Below are 24184 nucleotides of genomic sequence, written 5' to 3'. Positions count from 1 at the left end.
GAGAAGCAGCATGGACCACAACCAGGCCCGTCAGTGGCTGGCGACCGCCGTCGAGGAGGCCAAGGCCGGTCTCGCCGAGGGCGGCATCCCGATCGGTGCGGCGCTGTACGGCGCGGACGGCACGCTCCTGGGGCGGGGCCACAACCTCCGCGTCCAGGACGGCGACCCGTCGATGCACGCGGAGACCTCCGCCTTCCGCAACGCCGGGCGGCAGCGCTCGTACAAGGGCACCACGATGGTGACGACCCTGTCGCCGTGCTGGTACTGCTCGGGTCTGGTGCGCCAGTTCGGCATCTCGCGGGTGATCGTGGGCGAGTCGGAGACCTTCCACGGCGGGCACGACTGGCTGGCCGAGCACGGCGTGGAGATCATCAAGCTGGACGACCCGGAGTGCGTGCGGATGATGAAGGACTTCATCGCCGCGAAGCCGGAGCTGTGGAACGAGGACATCGGCGAGTAGCACCGATGCGAAAGGGGCGGGGACGGCACTGTGCCGTCCCCGCCCCTTTGCTGTTGGCCTACAGCTCCCGGGCCAGGGCGAGGGATTCGGCGACGGCTCCGGGGATGTCCGCGACGGGGTACAGGACGTGGCGTACGACGGCCCGGGAGTCGAGCACCAGGATCAGCCGCTTGAGGCGCAGGGCCTGGGCGGAGCGGAAGGTGGGCAGCCGCAGGGCCGCCGCGAGCCGCAGCTGTTCGTCGGAGAGCAGGAGGAAGGGCAGCTCCTCGGCCTGCGCGAAGCCGGCCTGTTCGGCGGGCTGCTGGGTACTCACTCCGCGTACGGCGACCCGCGCCGACTCGAACTTCGGCCAGGACTCGCGGAACAGCCGGTTCTCCAGGGTGCAGCCCGCCGCGCCGGGCACCTCCGGGCGGGGCACGCCGCCGGGGACGCCGGTCGCGGGGTAGGCGAAGAGCACGGTCGCGCGGGCGTCCGGGTCGACGGGGAAGTGCGGGGCGTCGTCGGTGCCGGGAAGCTCCAGGCCCGGCGGCAGGGCGGTGCCCACGAGGTCGTGCACGCGGGTGCTCTCGGCGCTCGCCGGTTCGGTGATGCCGGTGAGGGTGCCGTCGCCGAGCAGCCAGCGGTCCGCCCAGTCCTGGAGGGACACCAGCACCGGCAGCAGGTCCCTGCCGCGGTCGGTCAGCACGTACTCGTAGCGGGTGGGGCGGTCCTGGTACGGGCGGCGCTCCAGCACCTCGTGCTCGGTCAGGGCGACGAGCCGCTCCGTCAGCACCTTGCGGGACACCCCCAGCTCGCCCGCGAGACGGTCGAAGCGGACATGCCCGCGCGCCACTTCGCGCAGCACCAGCAGGGTCCACCAGTCGCCCACGACGCCTGCCGCCTGCGCGATGCCGCAGGTCTCGTCGGTCGGGTGCCTGCGGGTCATGGGTGCGCTCCTGGGGGACGGCGGTCGGGGGTCCTGCGCACATCGTAAGTTCCCTTTCCGTACGCAGTCCGTACGGAAAGGGAACCGGCCGCGTTCCACAAGGGAACCCACTGCACCCTCTGCGTCCCCGAAGGGAACCCGCCGCTCAGCGGATCGGGTGCGCCTGCTCCGTCCCGGGGCGCTCGAACTGGGTGCGGTGGAGCTGTTCGTAGCGGCCGCCGGCGGCGAGGAGTTCGGTGTGGGTGCCGCGTTCGACGATCCGGCCGTCCTCCACGACCAGGATCTGGTCGGCGGCCCGCACGGTGGAGAGCCGGTGGGCGATGACCACGGCGGTCCGCCCGTCCAGGGCCTCGGCGAGGGCCTCCTGCACGGCCGCCTCGGACGTGGAGTCGAGGTGGGCGGTGGCCTCGTCGAGGATGACGACCCGCTGCTGGGCGAGGAGCAGCCGGGCGATGGTGAGGCGCTGGCGCTCGCCGCCCGAGAGCCGGTAGCCGCGCTCCCCCACCACGGTGTCCAGGCCGTCCGGCAGCGAGGCGACGAGGCCGTCGAGGCGGGAGCGGCGCAGGGCGTCCCAGATGTCCTCCTCGGTGGCCTCGGGGCGGGCCAGGAGCAGGTTGGCGCGGACGGACTCGTGGAAGAGGTGGCCGTCCTGGGTGACCATGCCGAGGGTGGCGCGCACCGAGTCGGCGCTGAGGTCGCGGACGTCGACGCCGCCGATGCGCACGGTGCCCGCGTCCGCGTCGTACAGCCGGGGCAGGAGTTGCGCGATGGTGGACTTGCCTGCTCCGGAGGAGCCGACGAGGGCGATCATCTGGCCGGGTTCGGCGCGGAAGGACACGTCGTGCAGGACGTCGGTGCCGCCGCGGTTGTCGAGGACGGCGACGTCTTCGAGGGAGGCGAGGGAGACCTTGTCGGCGGACGGGTAGCCGAAGGTGACGTTCTCGAACTCGACGGAGACCGGCCCCTCGGGGACCTTCCGCGCGTCCGGCTTCTCGGCGATCAGGGGCTTCAGGTCGAGGATCTCGAAGACCCGCTCGAAACTGACGAGCGCGCTCATCACCTCGACACGGGCCCCGGCCAGCGCGGTGAGCGGGGCGTACAGCCGGGTCAGCAGCAGCGCCAGGGCGACGACCGCGCCGGGGTCGAGGCTGCCGCGCAGCGCGTAGAAGCCGCCGAGCCCGTACACCAGCGCCAGTGCGAGCGCCGAGACGAGCGTCAGCGCGGTGATGAAGGTGGACTGCACCATGGCCGTGCGCACCCCGATGTCGCGGACCCGGCGGGCCCGGGCGGCGAACTCGGCGGACTCGTCGGCGGGCCGCCCGAACAGCTTGATGAGGGTGGCTCCGGGGGCGGAGAAGCGTTCCGTCATCTGCGTGCCCATGGTGGCGTTGTGCCCCGCCGCCTCGCGCTGGAGCCGGGCCATCCGCGACCCCATGCGCCGTGCGGGCACCACGAACACCGGCAGCAGCACCAGCGCCAGCAGGGTGATCTGCCAGGAGATGCTGAGCATCACCGCGAGGGTGAGCAGCAGGGTGACCAGGTTGGAGACGACTCCGGACAGGGTGTTGGAGAAGGCCCGTTGGGCGCCGATGACGTCGTTGTTGAGGCGGCTGACGAGTGCGCCGGTGCGGGTGCGGGTGAAGAAGGCGACCGGCATCCGCTGCACGTGGTCGAAGACCGCCGTACGGAGATCGAGGATCAGCCCCTCGCCCAGCGTCGCCGACAGCCAGCGGGTGGCGAGCGCGAGTCCGGCCTCGGCGACGGCGATCACGGCGATGAGCAGGGCGAGCCGGGTGACGGTCCCCGTCTGGTTGCCCTTGACGATGGCGTCGACGACCCGTCCGGCGAGCACCGGGGTGGCGACCGCGAGCAGTGCGGTGACGACGCTCAGCAGCAGGAACTGGACGATCTTCGTGCGGTGCGGTGCGGCGAAGGCGCCGATGCGGCGGAGCGTGGCCTTGGAGAAGGGACGTTTGTCCTGCTCCGCGGTCATGACGCTGTGCATCGACGTCCAGGCGGTGACTTCCATGTCCACGGGGTGCCTCCGGCGGGCGCTGGTACGGCGTTCTGAGTCCCGTCGCCTCGGTGGCTGGGGAGCACTCTGAACGCTAGAACCTCAACCGAACTTGCGGTCAAACGATTCCTTGAACTCAACCCGAACGAGTGTGCCCCTCAAGGGAATTGACCGTTCCGCATCACGGCGGCCCCGCACCTCACGGCGACCCCACGCCTCATGGCGGCCCCGCACCTCACCCCGTCGCGAGCCCCGCCGCCGAAGCCACCAGCGCGTCCAGCACCGGCCGGATCAACGGGTGCTCGTCGGCCCCCCGCCGTACCGCCGCGAACACCCGGCGGGTCGCCGCGGGCCCGGCCACGGGACGTACGACGGCGTCCTTCAGCTCCATCCCCAGCAGCGCGGAACGCGGCACCAGCGCGACACCGGCGCCGGCGCCCGCGAGCGCCACCACGGCGCGGAAGTCGTCGGAGGAGTGCTTCAGGCGCGGCTGGAACCCGGCGAGTTCACAGGCCAGCAGCACCATGTCGTGGCAGGGGTTGCCGGGGTAGGGCCCGATCCAGTCGCTGTCGGCGAACCCGGCGAGCGCCACCTCCGGATGCGCGCACAAGGGGTGCGAGGCGGGCAGCACCGCATCGAAGGGCTCCGCGTACAGCGGCACGCGGGCGAGCCTGCGGTCGTCCTCGCGGGGCGCCCCCCGGTAGTCCACGGCGACCGCCACGTCCGCCTTGCCGCCCAGCACCAGCGGCAGGCTCTCGTCGCCCTCCGCGTCCCAGACCCGCATGGTGATGCCGGGGTGACGGGCGCGCAGGCGGCCCACCGCGGGGGCGACGACCTCGGCGATGCCGGTGGCGAAGGAGACGACGGTGACCTCGCCCGCGACGCCGCCCGCGTAGTCGGCGAGTTCGGCCTCGGCGCGTTCGAGCTGGGCGAGGACGGCGTGGGTGTGGGCGAGCAGGATCTCGCCCGCCGCCGTCAGCTCCACCCCCTTGCCGCTGCGGATCAGCAGGGTGTGCCCGGTCTCCTGCTCCAGCGCGTTGAGCTGCTGGGACACGGCGGAGGGGGTCAAATACAGCGCGGAGGCCGCGGCGGTCACCGTACGGTGGTCCGCCACGGCCCTCAGAATGCGAAGCCGTCTGGGGTCGATCACCCAGCCAGTGTCGCCCGAGCGTCCACGAACGCCGCAATCGCCCTCTCGACGTCCTCGGTGGAGTGCGCGGCGGACAGCTGCACGCGGATGCGGGCCTTGTCCATCGGGACCACCGGGTACGAGAAGCCGATCACGTACACGCCGCGCTCCAGGAGCAGCTCGGCCATGCGGCCGGCCTCTGCGGCGTCGCCGATCATGACGGGGGCGATGGCGTGGTCGCCGGGGAGGATGTCGAATCCGGCCTCGGTCATCTTCGTACGGAACAGCTTGGTGTTCGCGGCGAGCTTCTCGCGCAGGTCACCGGCGGACTCCAGCAGGTCGAGGACCTTGAGGGAGGCGGCGGCGATGACCGGGGCGAGGGAGTTGGAGAAGAGGTACGGGCGCGAGCGCTGGCGCAGCAGGGCGACGATCTCGGCGCGGGCCGCGACGTAACCGCCGGACGCGCCGCCGAGGGCCTTGCCGAGGGTGCCGGTGATGATGTCGACGCGGTCCATCACGCCGTGCAGCTCGGGGGTGCCCCGGCCGCCGGCGCCGACGAAGCCGACCGCGTGCGAGTCGTCGACCATGACCATGGCGTCGTAGCGGTCGGCGAGGTCGCAGATCTCCTTCAGCGGGGCGACGTAGCCGTCCATCGAGAAGACGCCGTCGGTGACGATGAGGCGGCGGCGCGCCCCGGCGGTCTCCTTGAGCTTGGCCTCCAGCTCGGCCATGTCGCGGTTGGCGTAGCGGTGGCGGGCGGCCTTGGAGAGGCGGATGCCGTCGATGATGCTGGCGTGGTTGAGGGCGTCGGAGATGACGGCGTCCTCGGGGCCCAGGAGGGTCTCGAAGACACCGCCGTTGGCGTCGAAGCAGGAGGAGTAGAGGATCGTGTCCTCCTGGCCGAGGAAGGACGAGAGGCGCGCCTCCAGCTCCTTGTGGATCTCCTGGGTGCCGCAGATGAAGCGCACGGACGCCATGCCGTAGCCCCACGTGTCGAGGGCGTCCTTGGCGGCGGCGACGACCTCGGGGTGGTCGGCGAGGCCGAGGTAGTTGTTGGCGCAGAAGTTCAGGACGTCCGCCTGCTTGCCGTCGGCGGTGACGCCGACGGTGGCGCTCTGCGGGCTGGAGATGACGCGCTCGGGCTTGAAGAGGCCCGCCTCACGGATCTCGTCGAGGGTGGCACGGAGTTCGTCACGGACGGACGCGTACATGGGGGTCGGCTCCTTGAGGGGGAAAGTGCGGGAGGTCGGACGGTCCGGTCAGGCGGTCCAGTCGAGGATGATCTTGCCGCTGCGCGCGGTCGCCGCCTCGTCGAAGGCCGCCTCGAAGTCCTGGTAGCCGTACGAACCGGTGATGACGGGGCTCAGGTCCAGACCGCCCTCGATCAGGACCGTCATCGCGTACCAGGTCTCGTACATCTCGCGCCCGTAGATCCCCTTGACCGTGATCATCGAGGTGACGATCTTCGCCCAGTCGACGGCGAACTCCTCGGCGGGCAGGCCCAGCATGGCGATGCGGCCGCCGTGCGTCATGTTGTCGACCATGTCGCGCATGGCCTCGGGACGGCCGGACATCTCCAGGCCGATGTCGAAGCCCTCCTTGAGGCCCAGCTTCTGCTGCGCCTCGGCGATGGAGCTCTCGGCGACGTTGACGGCCAGCGTCGCGCCGACCTTGCGGGCCAGCTCCAGGCGCGGCTCGCTGACGTCGGTGATGACGACGCTGCGGGCGCCCGCGTGCTTGGCGACGGCGGCGGCCATGATGCCGATCGGGCCCGCGCCGGTGATCAGGACGTCCTCGCCGACCAGCGGGAAGGACAGTGCGGTGTGCACGGCGTTGCCGAACGGGTCGAAGATCGCGGCGACGTCCAGGTCCACCTTCGTGCGGTGCACCCACACGTTGGAGGCGGGCAGCGCGACGTACTCGGCGAAGGCGCCGTCCACGCCGACGCCCAGGCCGACGGTGGCGCGGCACAGGTGACGGCGGCCGGCCAGGCAGTTGCGGCACTTTCCGCACACCAGGTGGCCCTCGCCGCTGACGATGTCGCCGACCTTGATGTCCGCGACGTCCGCGCCGACGTGCGCGACCTCGCCGACGAACTCGTGGCCCAGCACGCGGGGCGTGGTGACGGCCTGCTGCGCCCAGCCGTCCCAGTTGCGGATGTGCAGGTCGGTGCCGCAGATGCCGGTGCGCAGCACCTTGATGAGTACGTCGCCGGGGCCGGTCTCGGGCTCGGGGACGTCCATGAGCCACAGCCCGGGCTCGGCCTTGTGCTTGACGAGTGCTCGCATGGCTGTGGCTCCTGGAGGTAGTACGAAACAAAGGCGCTCGGGCAGCACCGGTCCATGGCGATGTGCCACGGAATGCCCATGGTGATCGCCTGCGGGCTCCAATCTGCCGATCTGCGGCGGCCGCGTCCATCGAGGTTTTCTTAAGTGGCCCCCAAGGGGAGCTTCATTCGCACACGCGGCCGCCGCTCGCGGCTCACCCCCGGTAGGTCTCCAGCAGCCGCAGCCAGATCTCGCTGATCGTCGGGTACGAGGGCACCGCGTGCCAGAGCCGCCCGATCGGCACCTCGCCGACCACGGCCACCGTCGCCGAGTGCACCAGTTCGCTGATGGCGGGGCCCACGAAGGTGACGCCGACGAGGGTCTCGGTGTCGAGGTCGACGACCATGCGGGCGCGGCCCTTGTAGCCGTCGGCGTAGAGGCCGGCACCGGCGACGGAGCCCAGGTCGTAGTCGACGGCCCGCACCCGCCGTCCCGCCCGCTCGGCCTCCGCGAGGGTCAGGCCCACCGACCCGGCCTCGGGGTCGCTGAAGACCACCTGCGGCACGGCGTCGTGGTCGGCGGTGGCGGAGTGCGCGCCCCACGCGGCGACGTCGACAGCCTGCCCCTGCGCCCGTGCGGCGATGACGTCACCGGCGATACGGGCCTGGTACTTGCCCTGGTGGGTGAGGAGCGCCCGGTGGTTGGCGTCGCCGACCGCGTACAGCCAGTCCGAGCCGGTGACCCGGCAGCTGTCGTCCACATCGAGCCAGGAGCCGGGCTTCAGGCCGACGGTGTCCAGGCCGATGTCGTCGGTGCGCGGCGCACGCCCCACCGCGAAGAGGATCTCGTCGGCCTGAAGGGTCTCGCCGCCGTCGAGGGTGACGGTGACCGTCGTGCCCTCGCGGTGCACTGCGGACACCGACGCTCCGGTACGGACCGTGGCCCCTGCCTCTTCGAGCGCTTCGCGGACCAGCTCACCCGCGAAGGGCTCCATCCTCGGCAGCAGCCCCTCCTCGCCCCGTACGAGCACGGTGACCTGCGAGCCGAGGGCCTGCCAGGCGGTGGCCATCTCGACGCCGACCACTCCCCCGCCGACGACCACGAGCCGCCCCGGTACCGCCTGCGCGCTGGTGGCCTCGCGGCTGGTCCACGGCTTGGCGTCGGCGATGCCCGGGAGGTCGGGGACGACCGCGCGGGTGCCGGTGCACACGGCGACGGCGTGCCGGGCGGTGAGCGTGGTCAGGGTGCCGTCGGGGCCTTCGACCACGACCGTCTTCTCCCCGGCGAGGCGGCCGTGGCCCCGGTGGATGTCCGCGCCGATCGACTCCAGCCAGCCGACCTGGCCGTCGTCCTTCCAGTTCGAGGTGTAGTAGTCGCGGTGGGCGAGCACGGCCGCCGCGTCCAGAGGTCCCTGCACCGCCTGCTTGAGTCCGGGTACGCGCCGGGCGTCGGCCCGGGCGGCGACCGGGCGCAGCAGCGCCTTGCTGGGCATGCACGCCCAGTACGAGCACTCGCCGCCGATCAGCTCGGACTCCACGACGGCCACGCTCAGCCCGCCCGCGCGGGCCCGGTCGGCCACGTTCTCGCCCACCGGCCCGGCGCCCAGCACCACCACGTCGTACGCGCGCGTCGTCGGGTCTTCTTCGGTTCCTGTGACAGGTGTCATGAAGCTCAGTCTGATGGGTGGTGTGGGCAGCGACCACAGGGGAAGGCGGACCTGCGGAATAGGGCGTCGCCGTTCACCGTTGAGCGGGGACGGCGAAGCCCTGAATGACGGAAGAGGAGCACAACATGGCCACTGTCGAACTCACGAAGGAAAATTTCGACTCGGTCGTCACCGACAACGACTTCGTTCTGATCGACTTCTGGGCCTCGTGGTGCGGCCCGTGCCGTCAGTTCGCCCCGGTGTACGAGAGCGCTTCGGACCGTCACGAGGACCTCGTCTTCGCCAAGGTCGACACCGAGGCGCAGCAGGAGCTGGCGGCGGCCTTCGAGATCCAGTCGATCCCGACCCTGATGATCGTCCGGGACAACGTCGCGGTGTTCGCCCAGCCGGGCGCGCTTCCGGAGGCGGCTCTCGAGGACGTCATCGGCCAGGCCCGCAACCTGGACATGGACGAGGTCCGCAAGTCGATCGAGCAGGCGCAGGCCCAGGCGGCCTCCGGCTCCGGCTCCGGCTCCGGCTCCGGCGAGACCAAGGAAGCGGGCTGACGCGTCCGTCTCCGCGCAGTACGACAGTGGGCGCCCCCTCGTGCGAGGTGGCGCCCACTGTCGCGTCAGCGCATGACGTACGAGAAGTCGCGTCAGCACATGGCGTACGAGAGTCCCTCAGCGCTCCAGCACCAGCGCCAGCCCCTGCCCGACGCCGATGCACAGCGCGGCCAGGCCCGTGCCCGAGCCGGCCGCAGCGAGCTGGTGGGCGACCGCGCCCGCGAGGCGTGCCCCGGAGGCGCCGAGGGGGTGGCCGATGGCGAGCGCGCCGCCGCGCGGGTTGACGACGGCAGGGTCCAGGCCGGGCCATTCGGCGAGGCAGCCGAGCGACTGGGCGGCGAAGGCCTCGTTCAGCTCGAAGACGGTCAGGTCGTCGAAGGTACGGTCCGCCTTGGCCAGTGCCCGGCCGACGGCCTCGACCGGGCCGAGCCCGAAGAGGTGCGGCTCGATGCCGGTGACGGCGGAGGCCCGGATCCGGGCCAGGGGCTCGCGGCCGGTGGCGCGCAGGCCCTCCTCGTCGACCAGGAGCAGGGCGGCGGCGCCGTCGTTGAGGGGCGAGGAGTTCCCGGCGGTGACGGTGCCGTCCGGGCGGAACACGGGCTTCAGTTTGGCCAGGGCCTCGGGGGTGGAGGACTCCCGGATGCACTCGTCGCGGACCAGGTCCACGCCGTCGTACGGGACGACCTCGCCGTCGTAGAGCCCTTCGGCCCAGGCGGCGGCCGCCTTGCGGTGGCTGGCGAGCGCGAAGGCGTCCTGCTCCTCGCGGCCGATCTTGTGCTTGTCGGCGACGAGTTCGGCGCCCTCGCCGAGCGAGACGGTCCACTCGGCGGGCATGGCGGGGTTGGTCATCCGCCAGCCCAGGGTGGTGGAGTGCAGCTGCTGGTGCCCGGCCGGGAAGGCCCGTTCGGGCTTCTGGAGGACCCAGGGGGCGCGGGACATCGACTCGACGCCGCCCGCGATCGCCACCGACGCGTCGCCGAGGGCGACGGCGCGGGCGGCCTGGATCACGGCCTCCAGGCCGGAGCCGCAGAGCCGGTTGACGGTGACGCCGGGGACGGTGACGGGCAGCCCGGCCAGCAGCACCGCCATGCGGGCCACGTCGCGGTTGTCCTCGCCCGCGCCGTTGGCGTCGCCGAAGTAGACGTCGTCGATGCGCGCCGGGTCAAGGTCGGGGGTGCGGGCGACCAGGGACCGTACGACATGGGCGGCGAGGTCGTCGGGGCGGACGCCCGAGAGCGCGCCCCCGAACTTGCCGATCGGCGTGCGGACGGCGTCGACGACGTACACGTCACGGATGCTCGTGGGCATCGGAACTCTCCTCCGGGTCAAGGGCGTTCGGACCGGAGGACCGGAGTGGGACACCGGTGCGCGACCGCCTGTGATCGTCCTTGATCACCGGTGCCCGAGTCTGTGACGCGTCCCGTCGGCTGTCAACGAGGGGACGCGTCACAACAGAGGCAGCGGGTCAGCTCGATTCCCTGGGCACCGCGTGCGCCCCCATCAGGTCGTGGTTCTCGACCTGCTCGGTGGGATGGGCGACCAGCCGGTCGACCAGGTCCGCGAGGTGCTGGCCGGGCGGCAGCTGCATGTGCACGGTGCTGAGGCTGGGCCGCAGCAGCTTGCCCATCAGGAGGTCGTCCGCACCCATCACGGCGGTCTCGCCGGGCACGTCGACGCCGGCGTCCTGGAGGGCGCGCATGAGGAGCTGGGCGTACTCGTCGTTGTACGCGAACACCGCGTCCAGGTCGAGGTCGCGCCAGCGTGCGGCGAGCGCCGCCGCGGACTCCTCGTCGTACCGCATGCCGAGCGGTTCGACGCGAGCACCAGTGCCGGTGACAGCTTTGCGCAGGCCCGCGAGGCGGGGTTTGGAGAACAGCTCCAGGCCGGGTTCCTCCGGGAGGATCGCGCCGATCCGGCGGCAGCCGCGGTCCAGCAGGTGCCGGGCTGCGGCGATGCCGACCTCGCGCTGGTCCATCACCAGGGAGTGCGCGCCCTCGACGCGCTGCGGACCCATGGTGATGACGGCCTTGGCGCCCGACCTCTTGAGGAGGGAGACTCCGCGCGCGGTCAGTGTGATCTCCCCGAGCGAGACCACGGCGACCGGGCGGAGTTCGGCCCAGGCGCGGGCCGCCTCGTCGCCGGAGAGGCCGAGGCTGCCGTACTGGACGACGGTGTAGTCGAGATTGCGCAGCGCCCAGTGCAGTTCGTTGAAGAACTGGCCGTACAGCGGACCGACGGGGATGTGCGCGGTCGGCAGCAGGACCATGCGGGTGTGGCCCGCGCGCAGGCTGCGGGCCGCAGCGTGCGGGACGTAGCCGAGTTCCTCGGCGGCCTCGCGGACCCGGCGGCGGGTGGGTTCGCTGATCCGCACGGCCGAGGTGTTGTTCAGCACGTAGGACACGGTGGCGCGCGAAACGCCCGCCAGGCGTGCGACATCGGTGCTGGTGGGGACGGGTTGTTCGGCTGACTTCTTCGGTGTCTGGCTCATCGCGTTCGGCATCTTTCCAGACTGTTGCGTCACAGGGTCTAGCGGTTGGCCGGATTTCGGTGCTACAAAGCGTTTACACGGGTCACTGACACGTGTCACCTTAGCTTTCGGAGCTTCGGCCACGGAACCCCTCACGGAATCCCTTCACGGAACCCGTGTCTCCGTTTCCCCGTCCGGAGCCCACCCCTCATCCCATTCACCGTTCTCTTGACACTGGAGGGCAGCGTGGCCCTTTCCTCCCCCGGCACCGGCGTTGCAGCCGCTACCGACTCCGCTCAGGCGCCCCGCCCCACTCGTGGGCTGCTGCCGCTGCTGCTTCTCGGCAACACGGTCATGTACGCCCTGTACATCGGCGTTCCCGGCTTCGTGCTGGCCCTTCAGGTGGCCGGCATCGACCCGGCGAACAAGGTCAGCAACATGACCGTCGTCTCCGGTGTTTCCGCGGTCTTCGCGACGATCTTCAACCCGATAGCCGGTGCGCTGTCCGACCGCTCCGGACGCCGCAACCCCTGGATCCTGGGCGGCGGCATCGGCGCCCTCGCGGTGATGGCACTGCTCGGCAGCGTCAACACCGTCCTGCTGGTCACGATCGTCTGGTGCCTCGGCCAGGCGGCGATGAACTTCTACCAGGCGGCGCTCACTTCGGTGGTCCCCGACCGCATCCCGGTGGCCTCGCGCGGCAAGGCCTCGGCGGCCGTCGGCCTCGGCATCCCGATCGGTTCGACGATCGGCGCACTGGTCGGCGCAGCCGTCTCCGACAGCTACCGCACCGGCTACCTGGTGTTCGGCGCGATGGTCGCCGTGGCCGCCGTGATCTTCACGGCCTGTGCCAAGGAGGAGCGCCGCCCGGGCAAGCCCCCGGTGCCGTTCAAGGAGCAGGCCAAGTCCTTCGCCAGCGCACTCGCCAACCACGACTTCCGCTGGGCCTTCATCGGCCGTGCGCTGCTGATCCTCGGCTACTTCGGTGTCCTCGGCTTCCAGCTGTACATCCTCCAGGACCACACGAAGCTGCCCGCGGGCATGGACGCCCCGGCCGCCGCCGCGATCCTGACGATGGTCAACTCGTTCGCCTCCGTGATCTCCACCGTCCTGGGCGGCTGGCTCTCCGACAAGTACAACCGTCGCAAGCTGTTCGTCGCGGTCTCCGCCCTGCTGGCCGCCGTCGCCATGATCTTCCCGGCACTCTCCTCCAGCTGGACCGCGATGCTGATCTTCGGCGCGATCAACGGTCTGGGCTTCGGCTGCTACATGGCCGTGGACACCGCGCTCGTGACGATGGTGCTGCCGAAGTCCGAGGACGCCGCCCGTGACATGGGCATCCTCAACGTCGCCAACGCCGGTCCGCAGATCGCCGCCCCGTTCGTCGCCGGTCTGGTGGTCCAGCTCTCCGGCGGGTACACGGCGCTCTTCCTGGTCGCCGCAGTCCTCTCCCTGCTCGGCGCCCTCGCGGTCTATCCGATCCGCAGCGTCCGGTGATCCACTTCGGGGCGGGCCGGTCCACGACCGGCCCGCCCCGAAGACGTACAACGGCCCACAAGGCCCCCCACCCTGGAAAGGCACGCACGTGCAGCTGAACACCCACACCTGGGGCGAGGGCGACCGCATCGCCCTACTGATCCACGGCATCATGGCCGACCACCGCGCCTGGCGCACCGTGGGCCCCGCGCTCGCCGACGAGGGCTACCGCGTCATCGCGGTGGACCTGCGCGGCCACGGCCTGAGCGACCGCGCCGACTCCTACACCCCCGAGGAGTTCGCCGACGACCTCGTCGAGACGCTCCCCGGCGGCGCGGAGCTGGCCATCGGCCACTCGCTGGGCGGCCTCACGCTCTCCCTCGCCGTGGACCGGCTGCGTCCGCAGCGCGCGGTGTACTCCGACCCGGCGTGGCACCTGGAGCTGCCCGAGGGCATGGGCCCGGAGGTCTTCGTCCAGTTCAAGTCCGCCACGCGTGAGGTCGTCGCGGGGATGAACCCGCGCTGGGCCGACGAGGACGTCGACGTGGAGCTGGCGACGCTGGCGCTCTGGGACGAGGCCAGCGCGCTCGGTCTGGCCGCGCTGAAGGGCCGCGACCTGCTGCCCGCGAAGCCGGTCGTTCCGTCGCTGGTGCAGCTCGCCGACCCGAGCATGATCATCAACGAGGAGCGGGCCGCGCTGCTGCGCGAGCGCGGCTTCGAGGTGCGCACGGTGACGGGTGCGGGCCACACGATCCAGCGCGACGACTTCGACGGCTTCATGGCCTCGCTGGATGGCTGGATCTAGTCCATGGTCTAGTCCACGTTCGTGGTGAGAGACGAAGCGGCCGGTCCCCTGCACAGGGGGGCCGGCCGCTTCCCTGTGCGCGGACGGCTCATCCCCCTTGCGCGGACGGCTCATCCCCCCGCCAGCACCTTCCACACCCCCGGGTCCTCGAACCCCAGCGCCCACAGCCCCGTCTGCGTGATCCCGTGCTTGCGCAGCACCGGCAGATGGGCGGCGACCCCGCGCGCGTCCTGGTACCAGACGGTGCGCTCGCGCCCGTTCTCCTCGTACGTGAAGTGAGGTGATCCGGCGTCCGGGTCGAGCCGGTACGGCGCACCGGTGCGCTTGCGCAGCGCCTCGGCCTCCTTCCAGGTCACGTGCTTGGTGGGGCCTCCGGGCGTCCAGTCCCAGCCGTACGCGGGCAACGCCGTCTCGATCTTGGCGCGGGGGATGACGGAGGTGGCGTGGGCGAGGATGCGGTCGTACCAGGCGGGGGTGGCCAACGGGCCCGCCTCCCCGCCCTCCCAGTGCAGGTTGTACGCCATGATCCGCACCCGGTCGGCGGCCCTGCCCAGTGCCGGGTAGTCCCAGATGCGGCCGCTGCCGTCGGTCTGCGGGGTGACCGCGACGGCGCACGTCTTGCCCCTCTTGTGCAGGGCGGCGCACAGGTCGGTGACGAGGGCGGCGTATCCGGCGCGCACCTTGCGGTAGGCGGGTTCGGGGGTGGGCGCGATGGTTTCGTAGTCGAGTTCGAGCCCGTCGTAGTCGCCGCGTTCGGCGACCGCGAGGAGGGTGCGCAGGTGGGTGGCGCGGCGCCCGGGGTCGGTGAGGATCGCGGCGAGGGCTCCGGCGGGGAGGGTCTCCATGACGGTCGGCACGACCTTGATCCCGGCCTTGTGGAGTCCGTCGACGATGCGCGTGTCCTCGGCGCTGTAGTGCGGGTCGACACGGTCGGCGGCCTTGGCCTGGTACCAGAAGGGGCTGACGGTGTGCAGCTGCTCGGCGTGCGCGAGGGCGTCGCGGTAGCCCGTCTCCTGGTCCCAGTACGGCAGCCACGCGGAGGAGGTCCGCGGCGGCGCAGCCTCGGGGGCGGGCGGCACGGCCGCGACGAGCCCGAGAGCGACGAACAGAGCGGGCAGGGTTACGTTCATGGGCCGAGCCTCGGGCCGCCGCGCCCGGCACGCGCCGTGCGCTGGGCCGGTCGGCCGCATCCGGCGTCCGGCGCCCGTGACCCCCTACGCTGCTCGCGTGACGACTTCACTGGACGACCAGACCAGGCAGAGCGACCCGGAGCGGCGCACCGACCTTCCCGGCAGTTGCGGGCCGACCGCGACGGTGGAGGTCGAGCCGTACGACATCGGGCCGGTGCGCATGGAGTACGCGCCCGAGCACGACGGGGACCCCGATCCGGGCGAGATCGTATGGACGTTCGTGCCGTACGAGGAGAACGACGGGCGGGGCAAGGACCGTCCGGTGCTGGTGGTGGCCCGCGAGGAGGCGGGCACGCTGCTCGCGGTGCGGCTCTCCAGCAAGCGGCACGACCACGACCGGGAGTGGCTGCCGATCGGTGCGGGCCCCTGGGACAGTGCGGGGCGCGAGTCGTGGGTGGACCTGGACCGGGTGCTGCGGGTGCACGAGGAGGGCATGCGGCGCGAGGCGTGCGCGCTGGACCGGGACAGGTTCGACCGGGTGACGGGGCGGCTCGGCGAGCGGTACGGCTGGCGCGGCTGAGCCCCCAGGGAGGCTCAGGCGAAGGCGGTACGGAACGCGGTGAGCGCGGGACCCTTGCCGGTGCGGTCGAGCACGGCGAGGGTCACCCGCTCGAAGTGGGCGGCGAACCGGCCGTCCCCCGTGAGGAGTTCACGGAAGACCCCGGCGACGGTGTCGGGGTCGTTCTGGAAGACGCCGCAGCCCCAGGCCCCGAGCACGATCCGCCGGTAGCCGTGCGCGACGGCGACTTCCAGCACTCTCTCCGCCCGGCGGGCGAGCACCTGCGGGATGCGGTGCTGCTGGGCGGGGTCGTTGCGGCGGATCACCCCGGCGTTGGGGGCGGGCGAGGTCAGGAAGCCGACCCGGTACGGGTCGGACAGCAGCGCGCCGCGGTCGTCGCGGAAGACGGGGACGCCCGGGGCGTGGATGACGCGGTCGGTGTAGAACACGTCGCGTTCGGCGCGGTGGTGGGCGTAGAACTCCGGGGCGCGCAGCAGGCAGGTGTAGAGGGCGGAGGCCCGGCAGAGCGCCTCCTCCTGGGCCTGGGCCCCGTTGAGGTAGCCGCCGCCGGGGTTGCGGGCGGAGGCGAAGCAGAGCACGGCGACCGGGTCGGCGGCCTCGCCGGTCAGGCGGCGGGCGGCTTCGGTGCTGCTCTCGGCGGTCACCTCGAAGACGGTGGTCCGGTCGGCGGCGGGCTCGGCCGGCACCGGTTCCGGGCCGTGCATGCGGGTTCCGGCGACGGCCTCGGCGAGTTCGGCGGCGATGGATACGTTCCGCCCTCGGGGGCAGGTGTACTGCCCGGCGGTGGCGATGTTCTCGGTTTCTCGCGCCACTTGGCGCATACGTGCACTCACGGAGGTGATCGTGCGGGCCGGACGAGGGGTGCCGCAACGGGATTTAGCGGGATCCACGGGAAGCGGAGGCGGGGGTTCACGGTGGCGCGCACGGCCAAAAGGTGCCTCTTGTGCGGGGCCCGGAGTGTGGGTTGGGTGGTCTGCTGTGTCCGGATCCAAAGAGCGCAGAAGACACAGCCGGGCAGCGGCCGTCCGAGTGAACAAGAGAGGGATTCCCGTGTTGCGGAGGAGGAACTGTCCATGCCCACAGCCCAGTTGACCGGCGAGGGGCCGCCCATCACGGAGACGGAGGCGGCGGATCTGCTGCGCTGCATCTGTTTCAAGACGGGCCCGCCCCGCATGCTCGGCGTGGAACTCGAATGGCTCGTCCACGACGCCGGCGCCCCGCATCTGCCCGTCGCGCGCGAGCGTCTCGCCGCCGCCCACGAGGCCGCCCGGAAGCTGCCGTTGCGGTCGGGGCTCACCGTCGAACCCGGTGGCCAGTTGGAGCTCAGCTCACTGCCCGCCGCTTCCCTCACCCAGCTGCTGGACTCCGTGTCCGCCGATCTCGCCGCCGTGCGCGGGGCGTTGGGGGACCTGGGTCTGGCGCTCGCCGGATTCGGCCAGGACCCGTGGCAGCCGCCGCGCCGCTTCCTGCGGGAGCCCCGGTACGACGCCATGGAGACCGCCCTCGACCGTGCGGGTCCTGCGGGCCGCACCATGATGTGCTCCTCGGCGTCGATCCAGGTGTGCGTGGACGCCGGGCACGAGGGCCCGGGGCCGCAGAGCCTGGCCAGGCGGTGGGCGCTGGCCCACTTGCTGGGGGCGGTGCTCGCCGCCTCCTTCGCCAACTCGCCCTACGACCAGGGAAGTCGGACCGGGTGGCGGTCGCACCGGCAGGCCCTGTGGGGCGACATCGAGGCGGGCCGCACCCTCGCCCCGCCGACCGGCGACGAGCCGCGTACCGCTTGGGCCAGGCGGGCCCTGGACGCACCGGTGTTGTGCGTACGGGCCGAGGAGGGCAAGCCCTGGGAGGTGCCCGAGGGGCTGACCTTCCGGGAGTGGACCCGCAGTCGGGCCCCGCGCGCGCCCGACCGCGCCGACCTGGAGTACCACCTGACGACCCTGTTCCCGCCGGTGCGCCCGCAGGGGCACCTGGAGCTGCGGATGATCGACGCGCAGCCCGGCGAGGACGGCTGGGCGGTCCCGCTCGCCGTGACAGCCGCCCTCTTCGACGACCCGCAGGCCACCGAGACCGCCTGGCAGGCCGTCAGTTCCCTTGCTGGCAGGGCGGGTTCATGCCCCGCTCCGCGCAACCCGCTCTGGGAAACCGCCGCCCGCGAGGGACTGGCGGACGCCGAACTGCATGCGGCCGCCGTGACCTGCTTCGCCGCCGCGCAGGACGCCCTGCCCCGGCTGGGCGCGCCGCCGGCCGTACAGGACGCGGTGGATGCGTACGTACGGCGCTACGTGGTGCGTGGCCGTTGCCCGGCGGACGACCTGCTGGACGCCGGGCTCGGCCCGGCGGCACCCTCCTTCCCCGACCCCGGTGAGGAACCCCTTCGATGACCGACACCGCTCAGCCCCTGGACATGGACTCCGAGGGGCTTCGCAGCCGCGCCGTCATGGCGCTCACGAACGCACGCCGCCGCACCGAACTGCTCACCTCCTGCGTCGAGGACGGTGAACTGACCGCCCAGCACTCACCGTTGATGTCTCCGCTGGTGTGGGACCTGGCGCACATCGGCAACCAGGAGGAGCAGTGGTTGCTGCGCACCGTCGGCGGGCGCGAGGCGCTGCGCCCGGAGATCGACTCGGTGTACGACGCCTTCGAGCACCCGCGTGCCACCCGGCCGACCCTGCCGCTGCTCGCGCCCGCCGAGGCCCGCGCGTATGCGGCCGAGGTACGCGGACGGGCCCTGGACGTACTGGAGGGAAGTCCGCTGCGGGGGGCTCCGCTGGTGGACGCGGGCTTCGCGTTCGGGATGATCGCCCAGCACGAACAGCAGCACGACGAAACCATGCTGATCACCCATCAGCTACGGCGCGGCCCCGCCGCCCTGACCGCTCCCCCGCCACCCGCACCCGAGACCGCGAGGCGGCTGCCGGACGAAGTCCTCGTCCCCGGTGGCCCGTTCACGATGGGCACCTCCGTCGAGCCGTGGGCGCTGGACAACGAGCGGCCCGCGCACGCCACCTTCGTGCCGTCCTTCTTCCTGGACACCACTCCGGTGACCTGCGGTGCCTATCTGGAGTTCATGGCGGACGGCGGCTACGCCGATGCCCGCTGGTGGGCGTCCGAGGGGTGGGCCACGGTCCGTGAACACGGGCTGGAGGCACCGCTGTTCTGGCGCCAGGAGGGCGGACAGTGGCTGCGGCGGCACTTCGGGGTGGTGGAGCCCGTACCCCTGGAGGAACCCGTCCTGCATGTCAGCTGGTACGAGGCCGACGCGTACGCCCGCTGGGCGGGGCGGCGGCTGCCGACGGAGGCCGAGTGGGAGAAGGCCGCCCGGCACGACCCGGCGACCGGGCGGTCGCTGCGCTATCCGTGGGGCGACGCGGACCCGACACCGGAGCGCGCCAACCTGGGGCAGCGGCACCTGCGCCCGGCACCGGCGGGAGCCTATGCAGCGGGTGAATCACCGCTCGGGATACGGCAGTTGATCGGCGATGTGTGGGAGTGGACGTCGAGCGACTTCCTGCCCTATCCGGGGTTCGCGGCGTTCCCGTACCGCGAGTACTCGGAAGTCTTCTTCGGGCCCGGTCACAAAGTGCTGCGCGGGGGCTCCTTCGCGGTGGACGAGGTGGCGTGCCGGGGCACGTTCCGCAACTGGGACCTGCCGGTGCGCCGGCAGATCTTCGCGGGGTTCCGCACGGCACGGGACGCCGGGGAGGGCGAGCTCTGATGTGCCGTCACCTGGCTTTCCTCGGGCCGGAAATACCCCTGCACGAGCTGATCGTGGGCCCGAAGCTCGGGCTGTACCGGCAGGCGTGGGCGCCGCTGCACCAGAAGCACGGCACGGTCAACGCGGACGGTTTCGGCGTCGGCTGGTACGCCGAGGGCGATCCGGTGCCGGCCCGCTACCGGCGCACGGGCCCGATGTGGGCCGACGCCAACTTCCCCGACCTGGCCCGGGTCGTACGGTCCGGGGCGGTCCTGGCCGCCGTGCGGGACGCCACCGAGCCGGGGGCCGACGGGGAGGCCGCCGCCGCACCCTTCGCGGCCGGGCCGTGGCTGTTCAGCCACAACGGGGCGGTACGCGGCTGGCCCTCCTCGCTGGGCGGAGCGGCAGCCGGGCTGCCCGCCGAGGCGCTGCTCACCCTGGAGGCCCGCAGCGACTCGGCACTGGTGTGGGCACTCGCCCTCCAACGCCTGCGCACAGGTGCGGAGTTGGGGCAGGCGCTCGCCGACACGGTCCTTCAGGTGGCCGCCGCCGCGCCCGGGTCCCGGCTGAACGTCCTGCTCACCGACGGCACCGCCGTCACCGCGACGGCCTGGGGCGACACCCTCTGGTACCTGGCCGATCCGGGCCGGTCCACGGTCGTCGCCTCCGAGCCGTACGACGACGACCCGCACTGGGTCGAGGTCCCCGACCGCACGCTGCTCGCCGCCACCCGCACGGACGTCCTGCTGACCCCGCTCAAGGAGCCCACCGCGTGAGCCCGTACTCCGTCACCCGCACCCTGCCCGTGCACGCCACCGCCGCCGACCTGCGCACCGACGTCCTCCAGGGCCTCGGCCGCACCCCGAAGTCGCTGCCGCCCAAGTGGTTCTACGACGCGCACGGCAGCGACCTCTTCGAGCAGATCACCGTGCTCCCCGAGTACTACCCCACCCGCGCCGAGCGGGAGATCCTGCGCGCGCGGGCCGACGAGATCGCGCACGTCACCCGGGCCCGCACCCTCGTCGAACTGGGCTCCGGCTCCTCGGAGAAGACCCGCATCCTGCTCGACGCCCTGCCGGAGCTGCACACCTATCTGCCGGTCGACGTGAGCGAGAGCGCGCTGACCTCCGCCGCCGACGGGCTGCTCGCCGAGCGCCCGGCGCTGACCGTGCACGCGCTGATAGCCGACTTCACGCGCGGGCTGACCCTGCCGGGAACGCCGGGGCCCCGGCTGCTGGCGTTCCTGGGCGGCACGCTCGGCAATCTGCTGCCCGAAGAGCGGGCGGTGTTCCTGAAGTCGCTGCGGGCCCTGCTGCGGCCGGGGGACGCGCTGCTGCTCGGCACCGATCTGGTGAAGGACGAGTCCACGCTGGTGGCCGCGTACGACGACGCGGCGGGGGTGACCGCCGCGTTCAACAAGAACGTCCTGTCCGTCCTCAACCGGGAGCTGGACGCCGACTTCGACCCGGCCGACTTCGCGCACGTGGCGTGCTGGGACGCCGAGCACGAGTGGATCGAGATGCGGCTGCGGGCCCGGTCCGCGCTCACGGTGAAGATCCGCGAGCTGGGTCTCGCGGTCGCCTTCGAGGAGGGCGAGGAGTTGCGGACGGAGGTGTCCGCGAAGTTCCGCAGGGACGGCGTACGGGAGGAACTGGCCTCTGCCGCAATGGAGTTGAAGCACTGGTGGACGGACCGCGAGGGCCGCTTCGCGCTGTCGCTGTCCGTACCGGATTAGGAGCCCCCCCCGACGCGGGCGGGGCACGGGTCCCGTCGGTAGGCGCCCCGGACACGGGCGGGGCACCGGCTTCATCGGCCGGCGCCCCGCCCGCGCCCCGCTACTCGCCGACCTTCTGGAGCGTGGTGGTGATGCTCCGCGAGGCCTCCTTGGCTGCGGTCTTCGGGTCGGCGCCGCCCAGCACCTTCGTCATGTACGGCTTGATCGGGTTGTTCGCCTCGACGTCACCCCACTTGGGCGAGGACGGGGTGGCGCGACCGTACTTGGCACCCTTGGCCATGGTCCGTACGCCCTCCTCGCCGCCGACGGCCGACGCGAGCTTGGACTTGTTGGGCACGTAGTTCATCGCGCGCGCCAGCTCCACCTGCCACTTGTCGCCCGCCAGCGCCGACACCACCTTGACGGCCGCCCGCCGCTGGTCGGAGGCGCGCGGGACGACCAGGTCGGAACCGCCGGTGAACACCGTGCCGGGGCGCTTCGCGGACTTGCCCGGGACGGGGAAGAAACCTATCTTCCCGCGCAGTTCCGGGTTCTTCTCCTCGATGAGCTTGGCCGTGCCGGGGGTGGCGATGATCTGCGCGACCTTCCCCTTGCCGAACACCCCGCGCTGCGGCGGGTGCTCCTCGTCGGCGTCCTTGGGACCCTGTCCGAGGGCCTGGAGCTTCTTGTAGAAGTCCATTCCGGCGAGCGCCGCCTTGCTGTCGAGGGCGCCGGTCCACTGGCCGCCGCTCTCGACGGCGAGTTCGCCGCCCTCGTCCCAGACGAATCCGGAGAGCGTGTACCAGTCCTGGCCCGCGAGGTAAATGCCCTGGTTGCCGCCGGAGTTGAGCTTCCGGGTGTCGCGGAGCCACTCCTCGCGGTCGGCGGGCGGCTCCTTGATGCCGGCCTGCTCGAAGAGGTCCTTGTGGTAGACGACCACGCGGTTCGCGGCGTACCAGGGGATGCCGTACTGGGCGTCGTTGATGCTGCCGGGCTCGGCGAGACCGGGCAGCCAGTCGTCGGAGCCGAGGTCGCGCATCGCCTCCAGGGTGAGGTTCTCCAGGCCGCCGCCGACGGCGTACTGGGCGACCTGGGTGTTGCCGACCTCGATGACGTCGGGCGGGGTGGGGCTCTGCAGGGCCTTGATGATCTTCGGTCCGATGCCGCCCCAGGGCTGGATCTGGATGTCCAGCTTGAGCCCCGGGTTCTCCGCCTCGAAGCCGGCCGTGAACTTCTTGAGGAAGTCCGGGGACGCACTGTTCTCCATCAGCCAGACCGTGACGGTGCGCGTCTTCTCCTCGGCGGACGACGAGCCGAGCATCCCGCAGCCGGTGAGCAGGGCTGCGGACAGGACGGTGGCTAGGGAGGCGGAGGTTACTCGCTGTGGCACAAGGTTCACGCTTCAAGAAATTGGCATGGACCAATCGGTGCGGTCAAGGGGTTACCGGGCACTTCTTGCACTTCGGCCACCACGAACCCTCCACACTCCCTCTTCACCACGGGTACGTCTCACGTCCTCCCCTGAGCCCCCTGGGCGTCCTTCATCGCGGGCGAGGAGGCCGCCCAACGGGCGCGTACGACGGTGAAACCCGCCTGCTCCGCCGCGTCGCACACCAGCAGGTCGTCGTCGACGAGCATCCGCACCTCACGGTTGCGCGCCAGCCGCTTCAGCACCTCCAGCTTGGTCTGCCGGGCGGGCCGCCGGTCGTGGTTGGCGCGCATCCAGATCCGTCCCTCGGGCAGCCCCTGGGCGGCCAGCCAGGCGACGGTGTCCGCGCGGCACCTCTCGGGCCGGCCGGTCAGATAGACGACCTCGCTGTCCTCGGCGCTGCGCAGGGCGAGCGCGACGCCTTCGGGGAGGGGCGGGTCGGCGGGGGCGGCGGCGAAGAAGGCGTCCCAGTCGCGGGGCCTGCGCTCCAGGAGGTGCTGCCGGTGGGCACTGTCGGCGAGGGTGCCGTCGAGGTCGAAGACGGCGAGAGGGGGGCGGTTGTCGGTCATTCCCCCAGCCTAGGCAGCACCTCGCGCACCCGTTCGGGAATCTTCCGGCCCGTCGCGCGTTGACCCTGGTGTGAGCACAGTGATCTCCCGGACCCGTTTCTCCGTACTCGACCGCTCGCGCGTGCGCGAGGGCTCCGACGGCCCCCAGGCCCTGCGCGACACGGTGCACCTGGCGCAGCAGCTGGAGCCGCTCGGCTACCACCGCTTCTGGGTGTCCGAGCACCACAGCGTGCCCGGGGTCGCCGGATCGGCGCCGACGGTACTGGCCGCAGCGGTCGCGGCGGCGACCACGACCCTGCGCGTCGGGACGGGCGGCGTGATGCTCCCCAACCACCAACCCCTGGTGGTGGCCGAACAGTTCGGCGTCCTGGAGGCGCTCTTCCCGGGGCGGATCGACATGGGCCTGGGCCGGTCGGTCGGCTTCACGGACGGTGTACGCAGGGCACTTGGCCGCGACAAGGGCGACGCGGAGGGCTTCGCGGCCCAACTGGACGCGCTCCTTAGGTGGTTCACGGGCAACGGCCCCGTGCACGCGTACCCCGCGGAGGGGATGCGGGTGCCGCCGTTCGTCCTGGCGATCGGCGAGGGGGCGTCGATCGCTGCGGCGGCGGGGCTGCCGGTCGTCATCGGCGACCTGCGCGGCCGGTCCAAACTCCTGGCCGCGGTGGACCGCTACCGGGCGGAGTTCCGCCCCTCGATCTGGTCCTCGCGCCCCTACGTCACGATCGCCGGAACGGTCGCGGTGGCGGACACGGAGTCCGAGGCCCGCCTCCTCCTGATCCCGGAGGCGTGGTCGATGGCCCACTCCCGCACGCAGGGCACCTTCCCGCCGCTGCCGCCGGCCGAGCGGATCGAGGAGCTCGTCCGGTCCGGCACGATGCCGCCCAAGGAGCGCGACTTCTACGAGAAGGGCCTGGAGGGCCACCTGTACGGCACCCCGTCGCAGGTGGCGTCGGCCCTGGAGGAGGTCATCGGCGCGACCGGGGCGGACGAGGTCCTGGTCACGACGAGCACACACGACCGGGCGGGGCTACTGGCCTCCTACCGTCATCTGGCGGAGCTCTTCACCCCGACGGGGGCGTGAGCCTCCACCGGGCATGCCCCTGCGCCGCCCTCCGACGGGGTGTGAGCATCCCCCGGACACGAACCCGCACCGGCCTCCGACGGGCGCATGAGCCTCCACCGGGTCCGGTCCCGTGCCGCCCTCCGACGGGCCTGCATCGCCCCAGCGGCACCGCCGTGCCGGCGCCGGCCTTCCAAGGGCCTCAGGGCGAGGGTGGCACCCGGGGGCCTAGGATTGGGGCGTTTGGC

At 72.0% G+C, this 24184-nt stretch carries 22 protein-coding genes; 10 read left to right on the top strand and 12 right to left on the bottom strand.

The genetic code is table 11. From position 1 onward, the window contains the following. The first annotated feature begins 10 nt into the window (after positions 1 to 10). A complete protein-coding gene (locus IE269_RS28360; protein ID WP_189826024.1) occupies positions 11 to 460 on the top strand; it encodes a nucleoside deaminase in 450 nt (149 codons plus the stop codon). Between the two features lie 58 nt (positions 461 to 518). On the opposite strand, the gene IE269_RS28355 is transcribed toward IE269_RS28360, so the two are convergent. From IE269_RS28355 to IE269_RS28330, 6 genes are all read right to left on the bottom strand, one after another. Then, on the bottom strand, positions 519 to 1385 hold the full coding sequence (locus IE269_RS28355) for a winged helix-turn-helix transcriptional regulator (RefSeq protein WP_189826023.1): 867 nt from the start codon (positions 1383 to 1385) through the stop codon (positions 519 to 521). A 145-nt stretch (positions 1386 to 1530) separates the two neighbouring features. Further along, positions 1531 to 3420, bottom strand: coding sequence for an ABC transporter ATP-binding protein (locus IE269_RS28350; RefSeq protein ID WP_189826022.1), 1890 nt, complete (start codon positions 3418 to 3420; stop codon positions 1531 to 1533). Between the two features lie 214 nt (positions 3421 to 3634). Continuing rightward, complete coding sequence (locus IE269_RS28345) at positions 3635 to 4549, bottom strand: LysR family transcriptional regulator (RefSeq protein WP_189826021.1); 915 nt, start codon at positions 4547 to 4549, stop codon at positions 3635 to 3637. Next, positions 4546 to 5739, bottom strand: coding sequence for a glycine C-acetyltransferase (locus IE269_RS28340; protein ID WP_189826020.1), 1194 nt, complete (start codon positions 5737 to 5739; stop codon positions 4546 to 4548). Before IE269_RS28340 ends, IE269_RS28345 begins: the two co-directional genes overlap by 4 nt. A gap of 48 nt (positions 5740 to 5787) precedes the next feature. After that, complete coding sequence (gene tdh / locus IE269_RS28335; protein ID WP_189826019.1) at positions 5788 to 6816, bottom strand: L-threonine 3-dehydrogenase; 1029 nt, start codon at positions 6814 to 6816, stop codon at positions 5788 to 5790. A 193-nt stretch (positions 6817 to 7009) separates the two neighbouring features. Then, complete coding sequence (locus IE269_RS28330) at positions 7010 to 8461, bottom strand: dihydrolipoyl dehydrogenase family protein (RefSeq protein WP_189826018.1); 1452 nt, start codon at positions 8459 to 8461, stop codon at positions 7010 to 7012. A 125-nt stretch (positions 8462 to 8586) separates the two neighbouring features. Between IE269_RS28330 and trxA the strand changes: the two genes are divergently transcribed. Continuing rightward, complete coding sequence (trxA, locus tag IE269_RS28325) at positions 8587 to 9006, top strand: thioredoxin (RefSeq protein ID WP_189826017.1); 420 nt, start codon at positions 8587 to 8589, stop codon at positions 9004 to 9006. 117 nt (positions 9007 to 9123) lie between these two features. On the opposite strand, the gene IE269_RS28320 is transcribed toward trxA, so the two are convergent. Both IE269_RS28320 and IE269_RS28315 read right to left on the bottom strand, forming a co-directional pair. Beyond that, positions 9124 to 10314 carry a thiolase family protein gene (locus tag IE269_RS28320; RefSeq protein WP_189826016.1) on the bottom strand — a complete coding sequence of 397 codons (1191 nt, stop codon included), beginning with the start codon at positions 10312 to 10314 and terminating at the stop codon, positions 9124 to 9126. Between the two features lie 157 nt (positions 10315 to 10471). Continuing rightward, the gene (locus tag IE269_RS28315) at positions 10472 to 11494 is read right to left on the bottom strand and encodes a LacI family DNA-binding transcriptional regulator (RefSeq protein WP_189826015.1); all 1023 of its coding nucleotides are present in this window, start codon (positions 11492 to 11494) and stop codon (positions 10472 to 10474) included. Between the two features lie 225 nt (positions 11495 to 11719). Here IE269_RS28315 and IE269_RS28310 point away from each other — a divergent pair, with 225 nt between their 5' ends. After that, positions 11720 to 12970 carry an MFS transporter gene (locus IE269_RS28310; protein WP_229898316.1) on the top strand — a complete coding sequence of 417 codons (1251 nt, stop codon included), beginning with the start codon at positions 11720 to 11722 and terminating at the stop codon, positions 12968 to 12970. A gap of 88 nt (positions 12971 to 13058) precedes the next feature. Continuing rightward, a complete protein-coding gene (locus IE269_RS28305) occupies positions 13059 to 13754 on the top strand; it encodes an alpha/beta fold hydrolase (protein ID WP_189826014.1) in 696 nt (231 codons plus the stop codon). Between the two features lie 110 nt (positions 13755 to 13864). On the opposite strand, the gene IE269_RS28300 is transcribed toward IE269_RS28305, so the two are convergent. Then, entirely contained in the window at positions 13865 to 14884 is a 1020-nt protein-coding gene (locus IE269_RS28300) for a glycosyl hydrolase family 18 protein (RefSeq protein WP_189826013.1), read from the bottom strand. A 97-nt stretch (positions 14885 to 14981) separates the two neighbouring features. Here IE269_RS28300 and IE269_RS28295 point away from each other — a divergent pair, with 97 nt between their 5' ends. Then, positions 14982 to 15464 (top strand): type II toxin-antitoxin system PemK/MazF family toxin, encoded by a 483-nt coding sequence (locus tag IE269_RS28295; protein WP_438817641.1) that lies wholly within the window; start codon positions 14982 to 14984, stop codon positions 15462 to 15464. A gap of 14 nt (positions 15465 to 15478) precedes the next feature. Here IE269_RS28295 and IE269_RS28290 read toward each other — a convergent pair whose 3' ends face one another. Continuing rightward, a complete protein-coding gene (locus tag IE269_RS28290) occupies positions 15479 to 16297 on the bottom strand; it encodes a TIGR02452 family protein (RefSeq protein ID WP_189826011.1) in 819 nt (272 codons plus the stop codon). A gap of 240 nt (positions 16298 to 16537) precedes the next feature. Between IE269_RS28290 and egtA the strand changes: the two genes are divergently transcribed. From egtA to egtD, 4 genes are read left to right on the top strand one after another with little or no spacing between them, the layout of a single operon-like run. Continuing rightward, the gene (gene egtA / locus IE269_RS28285; protein ID WP_189826010.1) at positions 16538 to 17845 is read left to right on the top strand and encodes an ergothioneine biosynthesis glutamate--cysteine ligase EgtA; all 1308 of its coding nucleotides are present in this window, start codon (positions 16538 to 16540) and stop codon (positions 17843 to 17845) included. Continuing rightward, positions 17842 to 19182, top strand: a complete 1341-nt coding sequence (gene egtB, locus IE269_RS28280; protein WP_189826009.1) for an ergothioneine biosynthesis protein EgtB — start codon at positions 17842 to 17844, stop codon at positions 19180 to 19182. Before egtA ends, egtB begins: the two co-directional genes overlap by 4 nt. Then, complete coding sequence (gene egtC / locus IE269_RS28275) at positions 19182 to 19937, top strand: ergothioneine biosynthesis protein EgtC (protein ID WP_189826008.1); 756 nt, start codon at positions 19182 to 19184, stop codon at positions 19935 to 19937. Before egtB ends, egtC begins: the two co-directional genes overlap by 1 nt. Continuing rightward, positions 19934 to 20896 (top strand): L-histidine N(alpha)-methyltransferase, encoded by a 963-nt coding sequence (gene egtD, locus IE269_RS28270; protein ID WP_189826007.1) that lies wholly within the window; start codon positions 19934 to 19936, stop codon positions 20894 to 20896. The genes egtC and egtD overlap by 4 nt, the downstream gene beginning before the upstream one ends. 100 nt (positions 20897 to 20996) lie before the next feature. On the opposite strand, the gene IE269_RS28265 is transcribed toward egtD, so the two are convergent. Together IE269_RS28265 and IE269_RS28260 are read right to left on the bottom strand one after the other, a co-directional pair. Continuing rightward, complete coding sequence (locus IE269_RS28265; protein ID WP_229898315.1) at positions 20997 to 22265, bottom strand: extracellular solute-binding protein; 1269 nt, start codon at positions 22263 to 22265, stop codon at positions 20997 to 20999. A gap of 119 nt (positions 22266 to 22384) precedes the next feature. After that, a complete protein-coding gene (locus IE269_RS28260; RefSeq protein WP_189826006.1) occupies positions 22385 to 22873 on the bottom strand; it encodes a phosphatase domain-containing protein in 489 nt (162 codons plus the stop codon). Positions 22874 to 22943: 70 nt separating this feature from the next. Here IE269_RS28260 and IE269_RS28255 point away from each other — a divergent pair, with 70 nt between their 5' ends. Beyond that, complete coding sequence (locus IE269_RS28255; protein WP_189826005.1) at positions 22944 to 23957, top strand: MsnO8 family LLM class oxidoreductase; 1014 nt, start codon at positions 22944 to 22946, stop codon at positions 23955 to 23957. Positions 23958 to 24184 lie beyond the last annotated feature (227 nt).

The sequence above is a fragment of the Streptomyces spiroverticillatus genome (assembly GCA_014650415.1).
Classification (GTDB): Bacteria; Actinomycetota; Actinomycetes; order Streptomycetales; family Streptomycetaceae; genus Streptomyces; species Streptomyces spiroverticillatus.
Note: the sequence above shows the minus strand (reverse complement) of the source record. Positions and strands in the feature narration are given on the sequence as shown.

Coding starts and splice junctions, on each gene's coding strand:
- trxA (WP_189826017.1), top strand. CDS start 8,587: ATGGCCACTGTCGAACTCACGAAGGAAAATTTCGACTCGGTCGTCACC.
- IE269_RS28340 (WP_189826020.1), bottom strand. CDS start 5,739: ATGTACGCGTCCGTCCGTGACGAACTCCGTGCCACCCTCGACGAGATC.
- IE269_RS28300 (WP_189826013.1), bottom strand. CDS start 14,884: ATGAACGTAACCCTGCCCGCTCTGTTCGTCGCTCTCGGGCTCGTCGCG.
- IE269_RS28320 (WP_189826016.1), bottom strand. CDS start 10,314: ATGCCCACGAGCATCCGTGACGTGTACGTCGTCGACGCCGTCCGCACG.
- egtB (WP_189826009.1), top strand. CDS start 17,842: ATGACCGACACCGCTCAGCCCCTGGACATGGACTCCGAGGGGCTTCGC.
- IE269_RS28315 (WP_189826015.1), bottom strand. CDS start 11,494: ATGAGCCAGACACCGAAGAAGTCAGCCGAACAACCCGTCCCCACCAGC.
- IE269_RS28360 (WP_189826024.1), top strand. CDS start 11: ATGGACCACAACCAGGCCCGTCAGTGGCTGGCGACCGCCGTCGAGGAG.
- egtC (WP_189826008.1), top strand. CDS start 19,182: ATGTGCCGTCACCTGGCTTTCCTCGGGCCGGAAATACCCCTGCACGAG.
- IE269_RS28355 (WP_189826023.1), bottom strand. CDS start 1,385: ATGACCCGCAGGCACCCGACCGACGAGACCTGCGGCATCGCGCAGGCG.
- IE269_RS28330 (WP_189826018.1), bottom strand. CDS start 8,461: ATGACACCTGTCACAGGAACCGAAGAAGACCCGACGACGCGCGCGTAC.
- egtA (WP_189826010.1), top strand. CDS start 16,538: ATGCCCACAGCCCAGTTGACCGGCGAGGGGCCGCCCATCACGGAGACG.
- IE269_RS28260 (WP_189826006.1), bottom strand. CDS start 22,873: ATGACCGACAACCGCCCCCCTCTCGCCGTCTTCGACCTCGACGGCACC.
- tdh (WP_189826019.1), bottom strand. CDS start 6,816: ATGCGAGCACTCGTCAAGCACAAGGCCGAGCCCGGGCTGTGGCTCATG.